This window comes from Zoogloea ramigera (genome assembly GCF_006539865.1).
GTDB classification, from domain to species: domain Bacteria; phylum Pseudomonadota; class Gammaproteobacteria; order Burkholderiales; family Rhodocyclaceae; genus Zoogloea; species Zoogloea ramigera.
Genome location: NZ_BJNV01000071.1, coordinates 1 through 21,234, shown reverse-complemented (window position 1 = coordinate 21,234; position 21,234 = coordinate 1). Strand labels below are relative to the sequence as shown.

The 21,234-nt window shown below is 61.8% G+C and carries 14 protein-coding genes; 2 read left to right on the top strand and 12 right to left on the bottom strand.

What is annotated here, in order from left to right:
• Nucleotides 1-80: 80 nt before the first annotated feature.
• From ZRA01_RS16870 to ZRA01_RS16835, 8 genes are all read right to left on the bottom strand, one after another.
• Nucleotides 81-2,441 (bottom strand): TOTE conflict system archaeo-eukaryotic primase domain-containing protein, encoded by a 2,361-nt coding sequence (locus tag ZRA01_RS16870; protein WP_141354367.1) that lies wholly within the window; start codon nucleotides 2,439-2,441, stop codon nucleotides 81-83.
• 144 nt (nucleotides 2,442-2,585) lie between these two features.
• On the bottom strand, nucleotides 2,586-4,616 hold the full coding sequence (gene brxL, locus ZRA01_RS16865; RefSeq protein WP_141354365.1) for a protease Lon-related BREX system protein BrxL: 2,031 nt from the start codon (nucleotides 4,614-4,616) through the stop codon (nucleotides 2,586-2,588).
• A gap of 7 nt (nucleotides 4,617-4,623) precedes the next feature.
• Entirely contained in the window at nucleotides 4,624-7,236 is a 2,613-nt protein-coding gene (gene pglZ, locus ZRA01_RS16860; RefSeq protein WP_141354363.1) for a BREX-1 system phosphatase PglZ type A, read from the bottom strand.
• A 74-nt stretch (nucleotides 7,237-7,310) separates the two neighbouring features.
• On the bottom strand, nucleotides 7,311-8,225 hold the full coding sequence (locus ZRA01_RS16855) for a hypothetical protein (protein ID WP_141354361.1): 915 nt from the start codon (nucleotides 8,223-8,225) through the stop codon (nucleotides 7,311-7,313).
• A gap of 67 nt (nucleotides 8,226-8,292) precedes the next feature.
• The gene (locus tag ZRA01_RS16850) at nucleotides 8,293-9,375 is read right to left on the bottom strand and encodes a PDDEXK nuclease domain-containing protein (RefSeq protein WP_218028740.1); all 1,083 of its coding nucleotides are present in this window, start codon (nucleotides 9,373-9,375) and stop codon (nucleotides 8,293-8,295) included.
• A gap of 7 nt (nucleotides 9,376-9,382) precedes the next feature.
• A complete protein-coding gene (pglX, locus tag ZRA01_RS16845) occupies nucleotides 9,383-12,952 on the bottom strand; it encodes a BREX-1 system adenine-specific DNA-methyltransferase PglX (RefSeq protein ID WP_141354357.1) in 3,570 nt (1,189 codons plus the stop codon).
• A gap of 52 nt (nucleotides 12,953-13,004) precedes the next feature.
• Nucleotides 13,005-14,153: a phospholipase D family protein gene (locus ZRA01_RS16840; RefSeq protein WP_141354355.1), complete on the bottom strand. Its 1,149-nt coding sequence runs from the start codon at nucleotides 14,151-14,153 to the stop codon at nucleotides 13,005-13,007.
• Nucleotides 14,154-14,180: 27 nt separating this feature from the next.
• Nucleotides 14,181-14,378 (bottom strand): hypothetical protein, encoded by a 198-nt coding sequence (locus ZRA01_RS16835; protein WP_141354353.1) that lies wholly within the window; start codon nucleotides 14,376-14,378, stop codon nucleotides 14,181-14,183.
• 86 nt (nucleotides 14,379-14,464) lie between these two features.
• On the opposite strand from ZRA01_RS16835, the gene ZRA01_RS16830 reads away from it, so the two are divergent.
• Nucleotides 14,465-14,704 (top strand): ribbon-helix-helix domain-containing protein, encoded by a 240-nt coding sequence (locus tag ZRA01_RS16830; protein WP_141354351.1) that lies wholly within the window; start codon nucleotides 14,465-14,467, stop codon nucleotides 14,702-14,704.
• The gene (locus ZRA01_RS16825; protein ID WP_141354349.1) at nucleotides 14,704-15,120 is read left to right on the top strand and encodes a putative toxin-antitoxin system toxin component, PIN family; all 417 of its coding nucleotides are present in this window, start codon (nucleotides 14,704-14,706) and stop codon (nucleotides 15,118-15,120) included. Before ZRA01_RS16830 ends, ZRA01_RS16825 begins: the two co-directional genes overlap by 1 nt.
• A 21-nt stretch (nucleotides 15,121-15,141) precedes the next feature.
• On the opposite strand, the gene brxC is transcribed toward ZRA01_RS16825, so the two are convergent.
• Genes brxC through ZRA01_RS16805 form a run of 4 tightly spaced genes read right to left on the bottom strand, consistent with a single transcriptional unit; the run spans nucleotide 15,142 to nucleotide 20,852 of the window.
• On the bottom strand, nucleotides 15,142-18,753 hold the full coding sequence (gene brxC / locus ZRA01_RS16820) for a BREX system P-loop protein BrxC (RefSeq protein WP_141354347.1): 3,612 nt from the start codon (nucleotides 18,751-18,753) through the stop codon (nucleotides 15,142-15,144).
• Nucleotides 18,754-18,781: 28 nt separating this feature from the next.
• On the bottom strand, nucleotides 18,782-19,360 hold the full coding sequence (locus ZRA01_RS16815; protein ID WP_141354345.1) for a DUF1788 domain-containing protein: 579 nt from the start codon (nucleotides 19,358-19,360) through the stop codon (nucleotides 18,782-18,784).
• A gap of 8 nt (nucleotides 19,361-19,368) precedes the next feature.
• A complete protein-coding gene (locus ZRA01_RS16810; protein WP_141354343.1) occupies nucleotides 19,369-19,968 on the bottom strand; it encodes a DUF1819 family protein in 600 nt (199 codons plus the stop codon).
• Complete coding sequence (locus ZRA01_RS16805; RefSeq protein WP_141354341.1) at nucleotides 19,965-20,852, bottom strand: WYL domain-containing protein; 888 nt, start codon at nucleotides 20,850-20,852, stop codon at nucleotides 19,965-19,967. The genes ZRA01_RS16810 and ZRA01_RS16805 overlap by 4 nt, the downstream gene beginning before the upstream one ends.
• Between the last annotated feature and the right edge of the window lie 382 nt (nucleotides 20,853-21,234).

Below are 21,234 nucleotides of genomic sequence, written 5' to 3'. Positions count from 1 at the left end.
GGCGACCACGGGGGCAGATCGTTGGAGAGCATGCCGACGCAAGCTGGCCTGCCACCATGACGAAGCCGATATCCGAGGCATCACGCCATGGACCCATTGCAACCCAACCGATATCCCATTGCCCGGTAACCGCGCTGCCGCTTGTCCCACATTCGTAGCAACGCCGGGTTGCCGGTGTCCACGAAGTCGATGATGCGCACGTCGCTTTTGCTGGCGTGCTCCCGGTGCAGGCGCCCGGCGTACTGCTGTAGCGTGCCCTTCCAGGAAACCGGCATGGCAAGCACCAGCGTATCGAGTGGCGGGTGATCGAATCCTTCGCCGACCAATTTCCCGGTTGCCAACAAGATGCGTGGCGCATCTGGCGGCAGAGCATCCAGGTCGGCCACCAGCGCAGCCCGCTGCTTCCTGGACATGCGGCCGTGCAACACGAACGGTGCCGGAGTTAGGCCGCCGAGCGATGCCATGATCGCATCGAGGTGTTCGGTACGCTCGGTCAGTACGAGCACCTTGCGCCCAGCCTCGTAGGCTTGTTTGACCTCTTCGGCGACAGCCTCGGTTCGTGCCTGGTCATTGGCTAGATGCCGAAACACGTCCTGGATCCCGGCCTCGGCAGGTAGATCGATCCGTGAAAACCATGAACGTGGTACCACTTCAAGATCGTGCGGTGCTCCGGCCGGCTGGGCCGCCGTGTAGCGCATCGGCCCACACTGCATGAAGATGATAGGCTGCTGACCATCGCGGCGGATCGGGGTCGCGGTCAGGCCCAGCACGTACCTGGCCTTGGTCCGCTTCAGGATGGCATCGAACGACACCGCGCCAACGTGGTGGCACTCGTCCACGATCACCTGACCGTAGTTCTCGACGAGTGGATTGACCTCACCTTGGCGGGAGACAGACTGCATCACGGCGATGTCGATTTTGCCGGTAGGCTTGGCCTTGCCACCGCCGATAGTGCCAACCACGCCTTTAGCGACCCCCAGAAAAGCCTGCAGGCGTTCCTGCCATTGCTTGAGCAGTTCAGTGCGATGCACCAGTACCAAAGTATTGACGCCGCGACGCGCAATGAGGGCGGCCGCGGTCACCGTCTTGCCAAAAGCGGTCGGGGCGCACAACACGCCGGTGTCGTGGTTCAGCATTCCCGACACGGCAGCCTCCTGGTCCAGTCGCAAGGTGCCGACGAAAGACACATCGATCGGCTCCCCCCTGAACCGCTCGTCGCGCAGATCACAGGCGATATCGTTGTCCCTCAACAGTTCCAGCGCGGCATCGAGACAACCGCGAGGCAAGGCGATGTGTCGCGGATAGTTTTCTGCATTACCGATAACGCGCGGCTTGTCCCACACCGACATCCGCATGGCCTGAGCCTTGTAGAACTCGGGGTTCTGGAAGGCAGCCAGACGGATCAGGCGATTGGCCAGTGCCTGCGGTAGTTCTGACTTCTCGAAGTAGATCAGGTTGGCCAGCGTCACGGTCAGCGACCTGGGCATCGGCCCGGCCAGCTTCTTGACCGAGGTCGTCTCGCGCTTCCAGGGCGTGGCCAGGTCTTCGTCATCAATGAACGTGACGTCTAGCGGGTGGACGCCACCCGTGGCTCGCAGGATGGTCGGCTCGATGTCCTGCACGGCCATTGGCTGGATGGAGGCCAGGAACGCCCACTGATCCGGGTACGGGCGCAGGTTGGCGTCGACGAACACGCTGCAACCACTCGCGCGCGGCCGTTTCTGCAGCGGCAAGGCGATCAGGTTGCCGAAGCCGCCCTTCGGTATCGTGTCCTGGTTCGGGAACAAGCGGTCGTAGGACTCCAGCTTCAGTTGCCGGGTGCGCGAACACGTATGGCTGATGATGGCCGTACCCAGGCGCCGGGCATCACGGGCTGAAACGCGGCTGGAGAAGAACACCCAGGCGTGCGCGCCCTTGCCTGATCTCGAAATCTCCAGCGCTGACGGCACCCCCAACTCTTGACAGGACTGCATGAAAGCGCGGGCATCGTCGCGCCAGTCCGCCTCGTCAAAATCGGCAGCCAGAAAATGGCAGGTATCATCCTCCAGCAGGGGATACACCCCAACCGTGTGCTCACCGGCCAGATGGTCGTAAATCACCGCATCGGACAGCGGGATCAGGAGACGGTTGGTGCAATCGCCGCACTTAATGCGCGGCTTCTCGCAAGTGCCGGCGCGCCACTCGTTGGCACAAGCGGGCGCGTAGCCCGACTTCCCTGTTGTCTTGCTTTCCCAGCGGATCGGATAAACATCGGTGCGTCCGCGAAAGAGGCGCCGAAACAGGGCCACTTTTTCAGCGGTGGAAAGCCGGTGTGGTTCGGTCTCTTGAACCCCAGGGGCGGCTGGAGCTGGAAGCCGCCACTCGATGCCGTGCGATTCCAGCAGCGCAATCAGGCGGCTATTCTCGGCTTCAAGCGCGGCCAGATCATCACGATTTGCCATCGAAGTTGTATCCATTTTCGGGCATCTTCGAAAAGCCCCGCCCCTCACCTTGGTAAAATCAATGCGTTTTGAATCTGTCCCGAGTCCACTCCGATGAAACTGGGCAGGGCCAGCAAGACCGACCGCAAAAAGCCCGTATTGCCCTCACTCAACCCCCAACGCCTTGAACACGGCATCCACCGGATCCGAGTAGAAACTCGTCTGAAACTTCGCAAATAGCTCACCCGGCACCGTCGCGATGTCGGTGACGCTGGACATGGGCAGCAGGATTCGCTTGGCGCCGGCATCGAATGCCACCTGCAGGCTCTCTGCCAGGTTGCGGACTTGAACGACCGTCCCGCCCAGGCTCATGTCGCCCATGATCACCATCTGGCTCTGGACTGGCTTGGCGAGGGCGCCGGAGCACAGGGCGATGAAGCTGGTCAGGGTCAGCGCCTTGGGGCTCCCGCTGCGCTGCAGTTCAACCAGATGAAGGTGGAAGTCGTGCTCACCGGCCTTGATCGATGCACTGACCCTACCCGCATTGGCCTTGAAATAATCAAATGCGACCTTCACGGCCTCCCGCGGTGCCACGCCGGAGGTCGATACCTTCCCGCTGCCGGCAATGGTCTGGATCTCGATGCGGTAGGTGCCGGGCATTTCGGTATCGCCCAGGCTGATAGTGTGCAGAGTGCCCGGGCTCAGCCGGCCTTCCGGGATCAGGGCGCCACCGGACTGTTCAGGCACAGTCACAAAACGCTCCTCGCCGGCCTCCAGATCGATGTAGCTGAAATGGACGTCGTAGAACTCCATTCCGCCGATCTTCTTGAGCTGCTCTTTCACACGGCGCCGGGTTTCCAGCGCGTACTCCAGGCATTGCCGCACGATCTCCTTGCCGTACTCACCGTGGGGGCAGATCAGCTTGAGTAACCCGGACACCGTCCGCCGCACGGCAATCGTGTCCCGCTGGTTCAGGTTGTTGCCGAGCTTGAACCACCGGTCGATGGCGTCGGCAAAGTTGCGCTTGCGCATCTCGCGCAGGTACTCCGCCAGGTAATCGACGATCAGGCCGTACTGGTTGGTGAAGAACTCCGGCCGCATCTTGGGTATCTCCCAACCTGGCACATAGGCATGGAAGCGGTCGAAGAAGGCCGAATCGATCATCGCCTCGGGGAAGGGTGCCAGCAGGTGGCTCGTTTTCACCAGGGACTCGACGCTCTGGTTGATGTTGCCCACGAACACCATCGAGGCATTCGCGTTGATGGCCTCGCGGCCGCGGCTGAAGGACCCGGAGGCCATGTAGTCCTTCATGATCTGCACACCATCGTGGTCCTTGAAGTTGATGCCGGCCACCTCGTCGAAGGCCACCGTATCCCACAGGCCGACCAAACCCACCTTGCGCGCGCTCATGTTGTAGAACAGGTTGGCCACGGTTGTCTGGCCGCCGGACACCAGGATGCTGTTGGGGCTGATTTCCTTGTATATGTGGCTCTTGCCCGTCCCCCGCGGGCCAAGCTCGCAGAAGTTATAGTTGTTCTCGACCAGCGGGATCATGCGGGCAAGCAGATGCCACTTCACCCGCTCCTTGAAGCAGGCCGGCTCCATGCCCGTCGAGCGGATCAGCGCATCGATCCATTCGCCCTCGGTAAAGGCGCGTCGCCCCTCGAACAGGCCCTCCATATCCATGTTGGGCATCTGGATCGGTTTGAGGTCCGTCACCGTGAAGGGGGAGCCGCGCTGGTTTTCCTCGAACTGATAGTTCAGCGTGACGATGCACCAGATGCCACCCACCAGCAGCTTCTCGAACTGGCGCACAAACGCATCGGAAATCTCCGCGTTCTTCACGCCCAGGTTCGAGAGCAAGGCCTCGTAGACATCCCGTTTTTCGTTGAGCTTCACGCTCACCTTGTCGATGACCTTGTAGCTGCCGCTTTCCCTGACCTTGGATTTGATCTTTTCCGCTTCGTCGGGCCTCACGTAGTTCTCGGCCAGGATGCGCTTGACCATCGTCATGCCGTTCTGGATGGTCGCCTCGTCGTCCGACGCGCAATACATGCCCAAAAGGTACTCGAGCACATACACTGGCACGTTGGCCCCTTCCTTGATCAGCTTGGTCAGATCCTTGCGGACCACCTTGCCGGCAAAGTGGGTGGTCAGCAGGCGATCCAGCCTCGAGGTATCGACGTTCTCGGTCATTGGCGTTTCAGAAATCATTCATGAAGGCGAGATCCACACGCAGGGGAACCCGCAGTGCCTCGATCTTTGTCGTGGCATCGCGTGCGGTCAGCCAGTAGTCGCGCGTCTTGTCGTAAGTGCCCGACAGCACGGTCAGGAAAACCGACTTCTTCCGTTCGTCGAGCAGCTGCGAGGTGCTGTCGAAGGTCAGCGTCTGCTCGTTGCTGATGAGGCGGTCTCCATCCCGCAAGGCGACCACCACCGTACGCGGCAGCACCTTGTCCGAGACAGCCTCGGTCTGGATGAACTCGAAGCGCTGCGTGTTGGTGACGACCTTGTTCGACGCGCCGAGCAGGCTGAACTCCACGTGCCTCGCCTTTTCCTTTTCCGATTCGCTCTCCCGCACGCTGATCACCGGCACCACGATCTCCTGCGGCATCGCGCTGCCGTGCACAAAGCGCGCCCCGCCGCTGAAATGGAAGCGGCTCACCCCCTTGGGCACCCAGAAATCGACGCTTGCCTGCGCATCGGTGCCCGCCGTCAGCGCGGTGTTGCCACACCATGCCTTCGGCGAGGCGCCAAGGCCGCGGCCGAGCAGGTAGCGCTTCTTGGCTTTCAGGGTGCCATCCGGTTGCACATCGAGGGCGGATTTGTCCGCCGCCAGCAGGGGCGCCTCCTGGTAGATGAAGCCATGGTCGGCCGTCACCAGCACCGTCGAACCGTTGAGGCTGTTGATGATGAAGCCGACCATCTGGGCCAGCTGGCTCAAGGCTTCGTCCACGGCCTGGAAGGTCAGGCCCTCGGTGGCCTGCTTGTCACCCAAGGCATCGATGTGATCGTGGTAAATGTAAATTACGCGTCGGTCACGCACCCGCTCGCGGCCCTTGTCCTTGCCCAAGGCCAGAAGCTCATCCGACCTGATGGCCAGGCCGTCGTACTTCGCCAGATGTGAATTGCGCTGCTCCAGGGTGGATACCGGCTGGCCGTCGGCAAGAACGTCGACGTTGCTGTTGGTCTTGTAACTCAAGCTGTGGTGCGGCAGCAGGGCCGCCATGCCGAGGGTCGTGTAGCTCGGCAGCACACCGAGTTGCGCTGCGAGCGCTGCCTTGAAGCGGCTGCGGCTGTTGAGCTGCTGCACCAGCTCCTCGGCTGCCTCGAACCGGAAGGCGTCCGAGATCACCACGAACACCCGCTTGGCGCCCGACGCCAGCAAAGGCGCAACCTGGGTATCGAAAAAGCGATGCTGGTTCGGGACACCTGCTACCGTCCAGTGCCTCAGCAAACCGCTCTCACCCTCCATGACCGTGCCCCATGCGGTGCCGAACTGCGGCAGGAACCAGCCGGTGTAAAGCTCTTCGATACGCAGGCGCAGTTCATGCAACACCGCCCACCCCATCGGCTCGACCTTGTCCGACGCGAAGTGGAAGTGGCGATACAACTGATCGAAGCGGAAGAGCTCCTGCTGGTAGGCCGCCAGCCCGGCCTCCGCGCTGGCAAAGCTGAACCCGGCATCAAAGCGTGCCTTGAGCTCAAAGAACGCCGCTGCCGCCTGGATGGCGTCATAGCAGGCCGCCAGTGCCATGCCCTCGCTCGACGTCTGTGCCATCAGCCGGCTTGCCCAGTGGCCGTCGCGCCGGCGCGCGATCAGCGCCTGCATGGCCTCATCGCTTGCCCCGGCGCCATGCAGCACGCGATCCTTCAGTGCCTGGACGATCCGCCGCTCGACGGCCGCAAAAGTCATGGTCTCGGCCAGCGCTTCCGCCGGCAGCGTGCCCAGCACCGCATCGAGCCCGATGTCGCGTGCCACGGCGTCCGACAGCAGCTTGTAGCTCTCGTAGCTCCCCATGCCGGTGCGCCAGCGCGCGCTAAAAACCGAGGCATTAGCGGCCAGCGTGCGGTTGGGCAACACAAAATGCCGAAGCGACTCCGGCACGGCCTCGGGCAAAGACCGGCAGAGGTCCGTCACCAGAACTCGATAAAGCAAATCCCGAAGGGTGGGGGCCACGCCGTCTGCGCCGTAACCCAACTCCTGCTGCGCCAGCGCCCAGAACGCCGAATCCAGCTCGTTCGCGACGATGTCCTGCCAGGGGCGCGGCTCTGCAGTCAGATCCGCGTCACCATCGCGGACCATCGCGCTCACCAGCTTGAGCAGGATGGCCTGGAAATCCGCCTGCTCCGCGCGCACCAGCACCGCCAGCATCTTGCGGTCGAGCGTGGTGGCATCGTCACTCGGCGTAAGCAGCCGGCGCAGCCTTTCAATGCGGTCCTTGGCACGCAGGAACTTGCTGCGGGTCTTGAGGTGGGGGCGCAAGGTCTGGCTGGTCAGGCCCAGATCCTCCAGCAGCATCGAGGTCGAGTCTGCGCGAAACGCCTTGCCCCGTAGCCGCAAGTCGAGCAGCCAGTCCGTCGCGGGCTCAGGCTCGGCGCTGGGCTGGTAGAACAGCCAGCGGGCACGTGGATCGCGCTCCACGTCCAGCTTCACCTGCAAGGCCGGCGTGCGGTCCAGGCGCAGCACCTGCACCCCGTCCAGCGCGAGACTATCGACCCAAGTGGAGAACTCCCCTTCGGGGTCATCCCAGAACAACAGCTGCTGCGTCGCAAACTGCGATGTCAGCGCTTCAATGATGCGTTGATGACTCACGGCACATCCGAAAAAATTTTCATGGAGATTGTGCAACAGCCTGTTGCACCAATGCTGCGCGGTGCAGCCGCTTGTCAGCGGATGATCCCCGCACCTTCACTTCGACGCAGGCTTTCCGAAACCTGCGGGAATGTCTCGAGCGGAACGTGGTGCTGACATGCGCGCCCGTCGTCATCCACATGCAGGCATACGTATTGATAGGTACTCAGCAGAAGCCCACTGCTGTTCGGCTGTTCCAGCAACTTCATGGGCAGCAGGTGGTGCGGGCAGATCACCTCATCATCCTTCTCACCCAGATGCTGCCGCAAGCGGATCTGGGTTCCGCGGATCACATCCTTCCGCTCCCAGATCTCACGTCTCTCATTGAGCGGCAGGTCGAGGTTGGGGTCAGCGCGTCGGAGCGCGGTCAGGTTTTCCTTCACCGGATCAAAGGGAATCGTCTTGCAGGCCCCTGGATGCGCCGAGCACAACCAGTAGAAGCTTCTGCGCTGGGTCGTCCCGTTGAAACCGCCCTGCCGCATCCTCATGGTCCCACCGCAAGCAGGGCACACCCGCGAAGACAGTATGCCGACCGCAGCGCTGGTCTCATCATCCGATACCGGGCTGGCCACCAGTTCCCCGGCGGCGTTCTTCAAGGCAACAGAGGCTTCTGAAGCCTGGGCCGCGTCCAGATCTTCACGCAGCTTTCTACGTTCGAGATCGATCTCCCGAAGTCGATCGACGTCACGCGTCGACCTCCGTCCATCCCGCCTGGCGCGCTCGGCGATTTCCCGTTGCTCGGCCGCGAGATCCTCGGCGCGGCCGAAATACTGGCGCGCAGCCCCGTCAATCAACCGCGTCGCTGCACGCCCAAACTCGGAACGATCTATCTCTTCCAGCACGACGCGCACAGTCTCGACTGCGACCTGCTTGGCTGCATGGAGAACCGGCACGACCACCTCGCGGATGAACGCCTTTGCACCGGAAAACAAGGACTCCAGAAAACTCATAAGTCACCTCAAGCTGTACCCGACAGGCCTGACTCCTCGCTCACGCTCGGCCAATCGCAAGAATCCGTCACTGGGCGTCCCCGTGGTCATGGGTGAGCTCCGCCTCGATCTCCTCCACCGTCGGCAACGCCCCCTTCAGGTTGTCCGGCAGGGTTTCCAGCAAGGTGTATTCGCTCACGCCCATGGGTTTGTTCATGTCCCGCAGGGCAAACTCCACCTCGATGTTGTTCTTGTCGCGGCACAGCAGCAAACCGATGGTGGGCTGGTCGTCATCGCGCTTGAGCAGGCTATCCACGGCCGACAGATAGAAGTTGAGCTTGCCGGCGTACTCGGGGATGAACTTACGGTTCTTGAGCTCGACCACCACATAGCATTTCAGCGTGACGTGGTAGAACAGCAGGTCGATGTAGTAATCGTTACCTGCCACTTCCAGATGGTACTGCCGGCCGATGAAGGCAAAGCCCTTGCCCAACTCCAGCAGAAACTGGGTGATGTGCCGGGTGAGCTGGCGTTCGACGTCCCGCTCGTTGTAGGGCTCGGTCATGGCCATGAAGTCGAAGGTGTATGGGTCCTTCAAGGTCTGCTGGGCCAGGTCGGACTGGGGCGGGGGCAAGGTGCGGGAGAAGTTGGTCACCGCCTTACCCGCACGGGCGTGCAATCGGCTCTTGAGTTGAAGTGCCAGCACATCGCGGCTCCAGCCTTGGGCGAGCGTATGCTCGATGTAAAACCGGGCCTCGCCCACGCTGCTGCACTTGGTGAAGATCTGGATGTTGTGGCCCCAGGGGATTTGGTCAACAGCCTGTTGACCAAATGGCAAGCCGCTGCTGTCTGGCGCCGCGGCGTCGCCCGCCTGCCCATAGAACTGGAAAAAGCGCAGGCAATACTTCAGGTTGGACGTCGACAGCCCCTTGATGTCAGGAAATGCCCTCTGTAGATCCGCCGAGAGTTGGGGAATGAGTTTGTCTCCCCATTGGCGGTGTGCCTGTTGGTGGGCAATCATCGCCCCCAACTCCCAGTAGAACAGGATCAGCTCGCGATTGGCCGAGAGCGCCATGCGCAGTCGCGCCGAGACGACACGCTGCTTGATGGTGTTCAGCCACGCCTGGTAGTCGGCCAGGGCGTCGGGCTGCAGCGTCAGCGGGTTGGTCATGGCCGGCTCACTCATCGCCCGCCCCGCCCGTCACCGCCTTCACTTCGGCCAGCAGATCGCCGAACTTGCCGTAGTTCACCTTCACCCCGTCATCCAGATCCAGGCTGATGCGCATGTCGGCATGGTGGCGGAGCTTTTCGTCGTAGGCGAGGAGTTCGACGTGCTTCTTGCGCAGCTTCTCGATCTGCTTGCCCAGCTTGTTGCGGGCGGCGGTGCTGGAGGCCGCGGCGGCGTCCTTTTCGAGCATCTCGATGCGGGCCTGCAGCTTGCCGGTGAGGGGCACGACGTATTCCGCGCGCAGGCGGGCGAGCGTGCCTTCGTGGTAACGGTGCAGGTAGACCAGCGCCTGGAAGGCGCCCTGTTTGCCGCTGGAGAACAGCCAGTAGATCGGGCGTTTCTTATAGGTTTGCAGGTGGTCCTTGAAGAACTTGTCGGCCAGATAGCGGCGGATGGTCTCGTCCGGGCTCAGTTGCGTTGACTGGCTGGCCTTGGTGCCCAGGCTCTCGGCGAGCCAGGCCATGTTCTCGTCCAGCGTGTCGGCGCCCCACACGGCGCGCAGGAACTCGCGCACGCGGTGGGCCGCGTCGTCCTCGAACCAGAACTCGTCTGTGATCGGCACGATGCCGTCGGCGTCGGCCGGGAAGGTCTTGTAGCGGGTCGAGTCGAAGCCGACGTTGCCGGCGTGGGCGTAGATCAGGCCGGGTTCATCGAGGCTGTAGCGGCCCATCATGCAGCCGATGATGTAGGAGATTAGGCGCTGGGAGTCCTTTTCGCGATCAGGGCGTGAGAGCGTGATCTGATCCCTAGGAACGTCCGAGGCGATTTCTTCTTGCAGGCCATAAGCTTCGATGAAGAGACGATTATTTTCCTCTTCAATCGCCATCATTCGTGTCACTAAAGATTGACAGCGAGTATCCCAATCACTCCATGTGGCGGCCATTTTCATATGGGCGCCAGTCTTGCCAAGCCATGGTAAAGTCATAAACCCCCAGGACACCTCTGAGGCATCCCAGTCACCTTGGGCAATTTCTATAGCTTCAACTGCGTTTGCCTCGACAATATCGCTTCCTGGAAAATCGTCGCTTAAAGGAATATTTTTTATGGATCCTACGTTGAAGTCCAAGGAGGCCGCGAATATTGAGAGCACGCTCTTAGAGATTGCTGAGTTGAGAAGTGCGATGACAAGAGATCTCTTTTCATCTGGCGGAAATGCGCATGCACCTTTTGCACTGAACGTGAATCCCTCCGGGCTTAGTCGCGCACCAAAGGCAGATGACGTCAATGCCGACCATGTGACGGCTGGTTTGAAATAGAGATGTCTCGACGGCAGGCAGTTTCCAAGCGAAGAAAGCATTCGGTAGGACTCCTCGTCAAAGGCGACCACGTAGTCATGATTTCCATACCATTTCCTAAATGCTCCCCCTTTGTTGTATGGCACCCATTTCCTTTTGAGATTAAAAACATCTTCTTTTGACTTGGCATCTACGATTACGTGCATCCATGAAATTTCAAACCAAAATCGCAAGAAGCGGTCGTTGTTGCCTGTCTGAAATCCTTGTCTTACAGGAGCAACAGACTCAAGAGTCGTGGATTTGCCAAACAATCCAAAAAGCTTATCTGAAGCCCAGTAGCCAATACAGCAATCTGGGATAAGAAAAAAATCGTCTTGATTTCTAAAAAATGTTTTTCTGTCTAGATAAAATCCCGCTTTCTTGTCAAAAGATTGCGGCAAGTGGTTTAATCCAATATAACTACCTTTGTGTGAATTTATCTTTGAGTTAAAAAGCACTAGAGCTGAACCCTGGGCTATCTTGGAGTTTAGCTCAGGAAAAGTATTGAAGCCTATATGCAGCAATGTCGAAACTGTTGTTTCTCCAAGAATCCGGCGTCGTAGTTGATTAAACGAGACCAAAAACATCCAGGTTTGAAGCGTTATTAAAGAGATGATTCCTGAGCTTTTGGTGAAGGGTATTGCCCTTAAAACAAACGCTGCGTATATATCCGCAGTTGCAGCCTCGCTCCAATACTCCAATAGCGTTTTCAAAGGACCTGGCATGACGCGCCCACCCATATACGGCGGATTCGCCACCACCGCATCGAACTTCCGCCCCAGCACCTGCGCCTGCTCCACCAGCGCCAGCAAATCCTGCGCCGCCGCCTGCGCATACAGATCCCCGGTCTCGCTCGCCTTCCCCAACCCCTCCGCCAGCACCGGCAGTTGCGCGTTCAGCACGTCCGGAATCTGGATCAGCGAGCCGAAGGTCTTGGCGTGTTCGAAGGTGTCGAGCAGCGCCTTGATGGTTCCACGCTGCACGCCGAAGGGCGCGAGGTGGGTGGCGAGCTCGTCGAGCTCCAGCCCCTTGCTCTCCTGCAGGCTCAGCACATTGAGCCGGGGCGGGTCGTTGAAGAGTCGCCGGTCGTCGGCGCGGGCCTTCATCAGCAGCGCAAAGCCGGCGAGCTGGGCGGCGCGGTCGTCGATGTCGAGACCGTAGAGGTTCTTCTCGAGGATCAGGCGCGGGATGTCGCGCAGACGGTAGCCGCGTTCGAGGTAGATGCCCTTCAGCAGCGCGTAGGCTTCGACCAGGATGTGGCCGGAGCCACAGGCGGGGTCGAGCACGGTGATGGATTCGGGGTTCAGGCTGCCGCCGTCCTCCGCCATGCGGGCCTCGATGAGGGCGTCGAGCTGGGCGTTGACCTCGGGGGTCTGCTCGGCGGGCTCGATGTAGTAGGGCCACTGGCTTTTGAGCGTGCTGGCGGCACCTTGGCGTTCACTCGCCATCAGCCACAGGCGGCCGACGCTGTTCTGAACCAGGTATTGCACGATCCAGTTGGGGGTGAACAGCTGGGTAGCGGCGGGAATGTCCTCGCTCTTGACCACCTTGCCGATCACTTCGTCCTTCTTCTCGCTGATGTAGAACTGGTAGAGCCAGCCGATGATCTCCACCTCGGCCCAGTCTTCTTCCGCAATCTCGGCGACCAGCCGGGCGATGACCGAGTCGGTGCGCAGCAGGTTGTCGGGCAGCAGCAGCTCGGTTTCGTCGTCGATGCGCTCGAAGAGAAAGGGCATGGCGGCGCTGAGCGCGTTGCACTGGGCCACCAGCAGCAGGCGGTAGAGCTCGCCGTCCTTGTTGCCGGCGAGCTTGAGTTCGGCGATGTGGGCGGCGTCGAGGCCGGGCAGCTCGCGGCTGGCGGCGAGGTCGGCGGCGTGGGTGAGGATGTCGGGCAGGGCGCCGGCGGTGCTGCTGGAGAGCACGCGATGGCCGTGGCCGAGATAGTCGTGCAGCTCCATGAAGCGCAGCGCAGCAAAGCGGTTGAACCAGGTGTAGGCCACCGCCTCCAGGGTGTGGGCAAAGCCGTCGCGCTGGATGCGACGCATCAGGCGCTCACGCTGCTGGCCGACGCTGGCCGGCCATTCGCGCCCGGCAATGATCACCACGTCGCCCTTGCGCTCGGCGGGCAGGGCCGCGAACCCGCTGGCAGTATCGGAGAGGCCCAGCAGGTTGGCGCGCTGGGTGACGGCGGCGATGAAGTCTTTGCGGGCCTGGGGGGCGTAGGTCTTGAGTTTGCTTTTGTTCATTTTGCGGTTCGAAATCTGTCGGTGGAGCGGGCTGCTTGTACGCTGCGGTCCATCAAGTCCAGCCGCGATGGCGGCAGTAGGCCCAAATGACGTGATCGAGCTCGGCGAGGTTTTGCGCGGGGTAGTCGGGGTCTGCCTGCAGGGCGGCTCGGACTTGCTGGGCGAGCCAGATGTACTTCTCGCCTTCGCTCAGCCCCCGAGGGCGTTGTTTGGTGAAGCCTTCTTCCCTCAGCCAGGTGTTGATCGGCGCGTTCCATAACGGGTAGTCGTCGGGAAAGAAGTGGCACAGCATTTCGGTGATGAAGGCTTTTCGGACTTCCGCCCGGCCGGATGCTTCAAGCGTGTCGTACTCGATTTGAACCATCTGGTCGCGCTTTGCCCCGGCGCAATCGATGATTGCCACGAGTGCCTGACAGAGCAAGCTCCAGTCGGTCGCCGCGCGTGGGTGCCGAAAGATGCCGCTGCCCTGAAACTTCCATTCTGTGTGGTTCCAGTTTTCGATCAGCCACGCGTAAAACGTGTCCTCGCTGGTCTGCCCGTTGGCGCATTGCCGGAGCAGTTGCTCAAACTCATCTCGGATTGGGGCGAAGGCGGCAGCTTTATCCTTACGCTCCGCCAGCGCCGCCGCGAGGCCTGGAAATCGAGGGGGAATCAGCCCCGACGCCAGGAGCGGGCGGCGCATTTTTTTGGGTGCGGCGCCCAGGGGCGGTGTTTCGGCTTCAGCGTAGGCGTCGATCCAGGCCTGATCAAGCGTGACCGACCAACCAAGGATGTTGGCAATCCAATGGGTGATCTCCTGGTAGCGCTCCTCGGAGATCTTGATGCGAAGGTTTGCTTCGTAATTGGTCTCGAAAGCAGCAATCGTCAGGTTGGACGAACCGACGATCAGGTAATGGATGCCATCACAGCGCCAGGCGACGATTTTGGGGTGAAAGCCGTCGATGTTGGCTGCCACATAGACGTGAGCGACGCCCCGGTTGGCTTGCTTCCAGGCCAGCGCATCGATGAGCGCCTGCTTACGGGTGATGCCGAAATCCTTGCCAACGACGAGCGTCGCGTTCTTGCAGCCCTTCGCCAACGGGAAGGCTCTCCAGTCCCGGAGGTAGGCAGATAACGCGAAGATTTCGTCGGCGGTCTGAAACGCATTCTCGTAGGCGTCAGCCAGGTTGCCCTGCGCATCGGGATGGAGATAGAGCGTCATATCAATCCTTCATGTTCGTTGCCGAAGTTATGCAACGAGCTGAGACCCCAATGCCAAGTCTATGCTCACAGCGAACAACACCACGTCGCCCCGGCGCTCGACCGGCAGCGCTTCGAACTTGCCGGCGGTTTCGGACAGGCCAAGCAGGTTGGCGCGCTGGGTGACGGCGGCGATGAAGTCCTTGCGGGCCTGGGGGGCGTAGGTCTTGAGTTTGCTTTTGTTCATGGTGTTCTGGAGGGTCGCTTCAGGATGTAGCGTAGCGCAGACGGTGAGTGTATAAACACATAAACACCGATCCAAGGAGTTCTGATATGGCAAGCACGCGTTGGAACGTGGCGGTCTCCGTCGAAACCGACCAGGCATTGCGGATGTTTCTGGCGAGCCAGGGCGGCGGGCGCAAGGGCGATCTGTCGCGCTTCGTTGAAGAAGCGGTACGCGCCCACATCCTCGAGCTGAGCGCGGAGGAAGCCAAGGCGAGCAACGCCGGCGTGAGCGAGGCGGACCTCGCTGCGATGGTGGGCGAGGCGCTTGACTGGGCCAAGGCGCAGTAATGCGGGTGGTGCTGGACACCAACATCCTGTTCAGTGCGCTGATCTCTCCGCACGGGGCGCCGGATGTGATTTACCGCGCCTGGCGCAGCGCGCGTTTCGAGTTGGTGAGCTCGCGCGCGCAGCTGGACGAGATCCGGCGCGCCAGCCGTTACCCCAAGCTGCAGGCGGTGCTGCAACCCGCCAAGGTGGGGGTGATGATCAACAACCTGCAGCGGGCCTTGGTGCTGGAGCAGTTGCCGCGCCATTTCGAGGCGGATGACCCCGACGACGCTTTCTTGCTGGCCATGGCCGACGCAGGCAAGGCGGACTATCTGGTGACCGGCGACCGCCGGGCTGGCCTGCTGCAGCGCGGCCACCTGGGCCGCACCCGCATCCTGACCCCAGCGGTGTTCTGTACCGAAGTCTTGAAGGCCTGAGCCAGACATTTTCTTGGCTGCTTACTGCAGGCGCACGCGCTGGCCGGCCTGGATGGCCTTTAGCAGCTCGCCCTTGAGGCGGGTCAGGTAGACGTCCACCTCGTCTTCGGTCTCGAGGTAGGTCTTTCCGGCGAGCTCTGCCGGCCGCAACAGCTTGCTTGGCTTGGGTGCCACCGCGGCGGGCGTGGTCTTGATGGCGGTGTCTTTGGCACCATTTTCTGCGGCCCTGGCGGGCTGAACCACCGGGGTGGCGGCATTGATCATGCCCATGGCGATGTCGAGGGCGTCGCCGGCCTGATCCTGAAGGTAGAAGATCTTCGGGATGCTGGTCAGCCCGGCAAGCTTGGTCTTGAACTCCTGCAGCTTGAGCAGGGCGCGGTTGCGCAATGGGGCGTCGGCATGGGCCGCGTCGAGCGCCTGCTCCACTTCGGCAATCTTGGCGTCGATGGACAAGAGGGCGTGTTCGCGCTTGCCCTGGGCCAAGGCTTCGTTGATGGCGTCGACGGTGGCGATGAGCGGTTCGATCTGGCTCACCACGCTCCAGGGCGTGGGGTTGTCGCGGATGCTTTCCAGCGTGCCGAGGGCAACGGCGGCCTTGATGTCTTTCTCCAGGGCGTCGCGGTTGTCGGCGTAGCGTTCGAGCGCATCGAGCAGACGCTGCCAGGTGGGGCGCTGGGTTTTGTAGAAGCTGGTGACGTCGTGGGCGTCGTCGGCGAGGTCCAGCCAGCTATCGCGGCCTTTGACCAGCGCTTCGACGAACTCGAAGCTGTCGGCGATGGCCAGCTGCTTGCCGATGAGTGTGGTGGCACCATCGATGACCGCGAGGCCCGGATGGTGCTTGCTGGTGGCCAGCGGGGCAAAGCCCTTCAACTCGCTCTGCCAGCCCGCGAGCCGGCTGCGCGTGGTGGCAACGAGGCCGTCTTCGTCTTCGGGGGGCAGGTTGGAGAACAGGTCCTGGTGCAGCTTGCGCGCCCTCTTGAGGGTTTCGGCGTCGGCGACCTTGCGCTTGAGGAGAGAGACCTGCTTGAAACGGGCCGACTTTGTGAGCGGCTCGACCGCGGCCCTCGGCTCGAGGTCGGCGCTGTCCATCATCAGCTTGATTTCGCCGGCCATGAACAGGCGGGCGATGAGCAGCACGACCTCCCATTCGGGTTTCCAGCCCCAGGGGATGCCGGTGAAACGATTGACCACCTCGTCGAGGATGACCCGGCTGTTGCTGGCCTTGAGCTGCAGGAATTCGCGCAGTTCGGCCAGGGCGAGCGGGTTGCCCTCTTCGCCACCGAGGGCGAGCTTGCGCTGGCTGATCTCGTCGGCCTGCAGGATGGCCCGGATCTCGGCAATGGGGTCGGGGTTGCGGTGCTTGAGATAGCCGAGCTTGGTGTAGGTGTTGGTGATGAGGTAGTTGCCGAGCTCATCGAGCAGGCTGGTGGGGTTGGACGACTTGAGCTCGATGCGCTGGCCGAGGGCGTAGAAGTCGCCTTGCAGTAGCATGGACGAAAGCTGCTCCCGCAGGCGGCTGCGGCGCTCGCGGTTTTCGTCCTTGCGATTGAGCAGGATGGTGCGCAGCGACGGCGTGGCGTTGCTGGCCTTGGGGCTGTCGATGTATTTCTCGATCTGCCGGTACAGGGTGAGTTCGATGTCGAAGCGTTCGCCTTCGGCCAGGCGGATTAGGGCGCGGCTGTTGCCCTCGCTGCTGCGTAGCACGGCCTTGGCGTCGCTGAGCAGGTCCCAGTCGTCGCCGAGAGGCGAGACGATCTCGACGGAGAGCTCGTGGTTGGCGTTTTTGTAGGGCGCGCCGTCGAGCAGGCGGTTGATGTCGTAATCGCCCTTGGTGTCGCGGTGGCGGATGCGGGTGCTGCCCTGCAGGATGTCGTCGAACAGCAGCTCACACAGCAAGCGGGCTTTTTCAGCCGAGGAGACTTCGACGTTGCCGATCTCGCGGGCAACGTCGCGCTCTTCGTTGGTGAGGAAGAACCACAGGTCGCCGTTGCGGCTCACCAGACGCTGCTGTTCAAGACGGGCGAGGCTCTCCTGGATCTTGCGCTTGAGGGCGAGCTTGTCGGTGTCGATACGATCAACGCACAGCGTGGCGAGGTTGTCGACGTTGGGCTTGACGATGTCGCCGATGTAGCGGATCAGGAACAGCGCCTTCAGCAGCAGGACGTCGTAGGCTTCGAGGGCGCCGTTGTCGGGGGCGGTGTCGATGGAGCGCTTGGCGACGGTGTCGATGAAGCTCTCGATCGAGGGGTAGAAGTCGTAGAGCGGAATCAGCAGACCGACCTCGTGATCCATGTTGCGCACGGTGGCGGACTGGAAAGCATCGAGCAGCGAGCGCTCGCCCCGCGACAGATGCTTGCCCGTCGCGCCGACCTTGCGGATCGATTCGAAGATCTTCTGCAGCAGGGTGAACTGGAAGGGCGCGTACGGATAGACGGCGACAAACTCGGTGCCGTCCTTGTAGCCGCGCAGATTGACGGAGTTGCCGACGAAGGCGAGCTGGTTGTTAATGATGTCGCCGGATTTTTCGAAGGCGCCGCGCAGCGCCTGGTGGGCGTCCTCGGTTTTGGCGAGCAGACGCTCGCCGATGACTTCGTCGGTGTTCGAGCTGGCGAGCGACAGCCGGGTATGAAAGCGCCCCTGGATCTTGGAGAAGTCCTGCGACTTGGATTTGTTGGCCTCGCCCAGCGCGGCGTCGATGTCTTCCTGGCTGGTCACGATCACCCAGGCCCGGCCTTGGGTGGCCGTGCCGAGCTGCTCGGTGATGGTCTGCAGCGTGAGCATGAGCTGGGTGTTGTCGCCGATGAACTGGCCGACCTCATCGACGAGGAAGATGATGCGGTGGCCGGCGGGCTTGGTGGCGAGGTAGTCGCGGACGAGCTTGGCGAAGGATTCGATGTTGATGCGGTATTCGTCGCGCGAACGGTCGAACCACTGGCCGGCGGATGCCTCGCTCTGCTTGAGGGCGACCGCGAGCGCATGGACGACGTCGTCCCGCAGGAAGTCGACCGCGTCGCGCTCGGCCTCCCAGGGGGAGCCGTTGCTTTGCTCGAAGGCCTGCCGGAAGGCGTCGTAGGCGCCTTTTTCGACCAGATAGCGCTCCATGTGGGCGATGTGGGGCGCATCGCCGCTGAAGCCGAGCTTCTCGTTGAAGACGCGCAGGAAGACCTGGAGGATGACGTCGCGTTCGTCCTTGCTGTCGGCCTTCGCGTCGATGTTGAACAGGATCACGTCGGCACAGCCCCGCACGGCGCGCTGAATGTCGGCGAGCAGCATCGGGTCCTTGATCTTGTGCTCGTCGAAGAAGGCCGAGGCGCGCCGGGGCTCGCCGGTCTGCGGGTGGATTGCCTCGACGTTCTCGAGCAGGCAGGACAGGATCTTGATGAAATGCGACTTGCCCGAGCCGAAGAAGCCCGATACCCAGACGCCCATGCGGGCGGCCAGCACCGGATCGTTGGGGCTGTCCGCTGCAGCCAGGTAGGCGTCGAAGAAGCGGCGGAAGTATTCGGTGAGCTGCTTGGTGACGACGTATTCGTCCAGCTCCTGCCAGACGCTTTCCGCGTCCCTCTGGTCGGCCTTGATCACGCCGTTGATCGGGCGGTTGATGGGCTTGGAGAAAAGCTCCCTGATTTTCATTTTTCTTGTCCGAGGATTTTCAAAGGGTTCAAGGCACCAGGCGGAAGGCGCGGTAGTAATGGTCGTCCGACAGCTTGTTGAAGAGCCGCAGCGAATAGCCGTCGTAGCGGCCGGGGAAGAACACAAGGAGGGGCGTGTTCTTCATCAACGGGTGCAGTGCATTCAATAAGGAGTGGCTGCGCACGAGAGGGTATGCAGCGCCGACACCCGTAAAAAGCATCAGATCGAGTTCTTCGGGGCGGTGTTGAGCGACGATTCGCTGTGCCAGCTTTTCTTGGTTGAGAACGCCCTTGAGCGCGGTGAGAGCGGCGTCATTGCCCTTTTGAGCCTGCAGCGCGATGACTTTGTCGAGTAGCTTCCTTGATTCGAGAAGCTCGATCACCATCTCAAAAAGGTTCACGCGGGCATGGCGCAACGACGGCACGTGCCTTTGGAGGCCCGGCTCGATCACCTTCTCGAGCGTCTCGCGCATCAGGAGTTCCTGCTCGGGTGGGTATTCGAAAATCCAGAAGCCGATTTCGTTGCCGAGGCCCCGGTTCTGCAGGAAGTCATCCGATGTGATGCGCGGCAGGATCTGATTGAGGCGATCCTCGAAAGTCTGAGTCATGGCGGAGGTCAGGGCTTGAGTTCCAGAATGGCCAGCGTGGCCCCCTCGGAGCGGGAGTTGAGGTAGCGCAGCACCCCGGGGTGCAGGAGTGGCGGCGTCAGGCGCAGGCAGCGGGTCGACTCGACATAGCGAGCCTCGGCCAGGATGCGCAGCGTGACCTGGAGCAGTTTTGCCCTGGTGCTGGCCGACCACGTGGCCACAGTGGGATCGCGCTGGGTGCAATCTGCCAGAAACGCCTCCCAGTCGGCGGGCGACAGCGTGTGCTCGTAGCGCCGGAGGTGGCCGGCAACCACGTCACGCATGAAATCCCCCAGTAGTCGGCTGTGCTTGACCGATGCCGCAAGCAGAATCTGAAGCGATAGCTCCTGGTCGCCGTCGGCCACCAATCCCCAGGCCTCCTCGTCGAGGGTCTCGAGGCGGTTGCGAATCAAGCGCGCTTGGCGGCGGGCCGTTGCCGGCGATTTCTTTTGCAGGATGTTCTCGGTCTTGAGCGTCTCGAACCAGGTCGCGCTATCGGGATGCGTCAGCATCAGGCGTGCGACACGCCGGCTTTCGGGCAACATCAACGAGCCGGCCGAGATCTCCGCGTTGTAGAGGGGCGCTGTCATGCAGCTTCGGCTCCATTCGCTGCGACAAACCCGGGCGCAAGCACCGCGCTGTCGACCCCTTCCAGCACGGAGCGATCAGCCAGGCACAGATGATGGCGGGCGCTGTCGAGACTCCGGTCTGGCGAGCAATCCACCGCCCAGCGCAGCAGCACGTAGCCGGCCAGCGCTGCCGACACATTGAGCGTCACCAGGCCGTTCTGCATTCGGTAGTCCGCCACGACCGCCTCGGGATGCTTGAGCCCCGGGTGCGGCAGCAGGCGCAGCTTGATGCGCCGATTCCATTGCGCGTCGGCCTCGATCCGTTCGTGTGATGCAGCCGGCTCGTCGAGTGCTTTCACCTTGTCGATTCGAGTGAGGACGAAATCGGCAAAGCGCTTTTTCTGGCGGTCGTAGGCGCGCACGTGCCAGCGCAGCCCGTTATCGGCCAGAGCTACAGGGACAATGACTTTCTTTGCGGCCCCGGAGCTGAGGGACAGGTAGCTGATCTGCAGCGCATGGCCGCTGTGAATGGCTCGGGTGATCTCGCTCAGCATGCCGAAGTCGGGCTGCACGAGCTGGCCCGCCCCTTCGCAGGGAATCGAGCGGGCCACCATCGGCCCTTGTCCATCACCGATGCCGTGCAGAAACCACGCCAAAACCCGCTCCGCTGAGAACGGAAACACCGGCTGAAAGCGCGGCGTCGGGATGTAGGCCTTGATGTAAGGGTCGTAGGCGAGATTGTCCGGGGCATGCTGACGGTACGCGTTCAGGTCCCGCGTTGCCGCCGCAGGCTTGATCGAGAAACGTGCTTCGATGTCGCCCCGGCGCAGCTCACCGACGAAATAAGCCTTCAGCTCCAAGTAGGCAAGGCGTTCTCGCTGAGAGTGGGACAGCGGAAGCTGCATCGGCACACCTGCATGTGGAAGATTTGTTATCGATGGTAACAGGAGCGCTCAGTGATGCGCATCATTTTGATGCATGTTATGCAAGGAGTCACGCTGGCGAGCGGCCACAGCGGAACTCGCGTGCATTCTCGACTAGATCGATATCGACGAGGTTTCCTGCGTACGGAGCAAAGAAACGGCCAGCCTTTGCATTGGCTGGCCGCTTCGTCTGGCGGTGTGGTGGTCATTCACCTCAGGAAGGGGCCCGGGCACCTTCCTGACGCACTGCTGGCCTTACTTGCCGGCACGCTTGGCCTGGTTCACAAACGCCCCTTTGAAATCCTCCGGGATGTAGCTGTCCACCACCGTCACCTTCCCGCCGACCGACTCGGCGGCGGCGCGG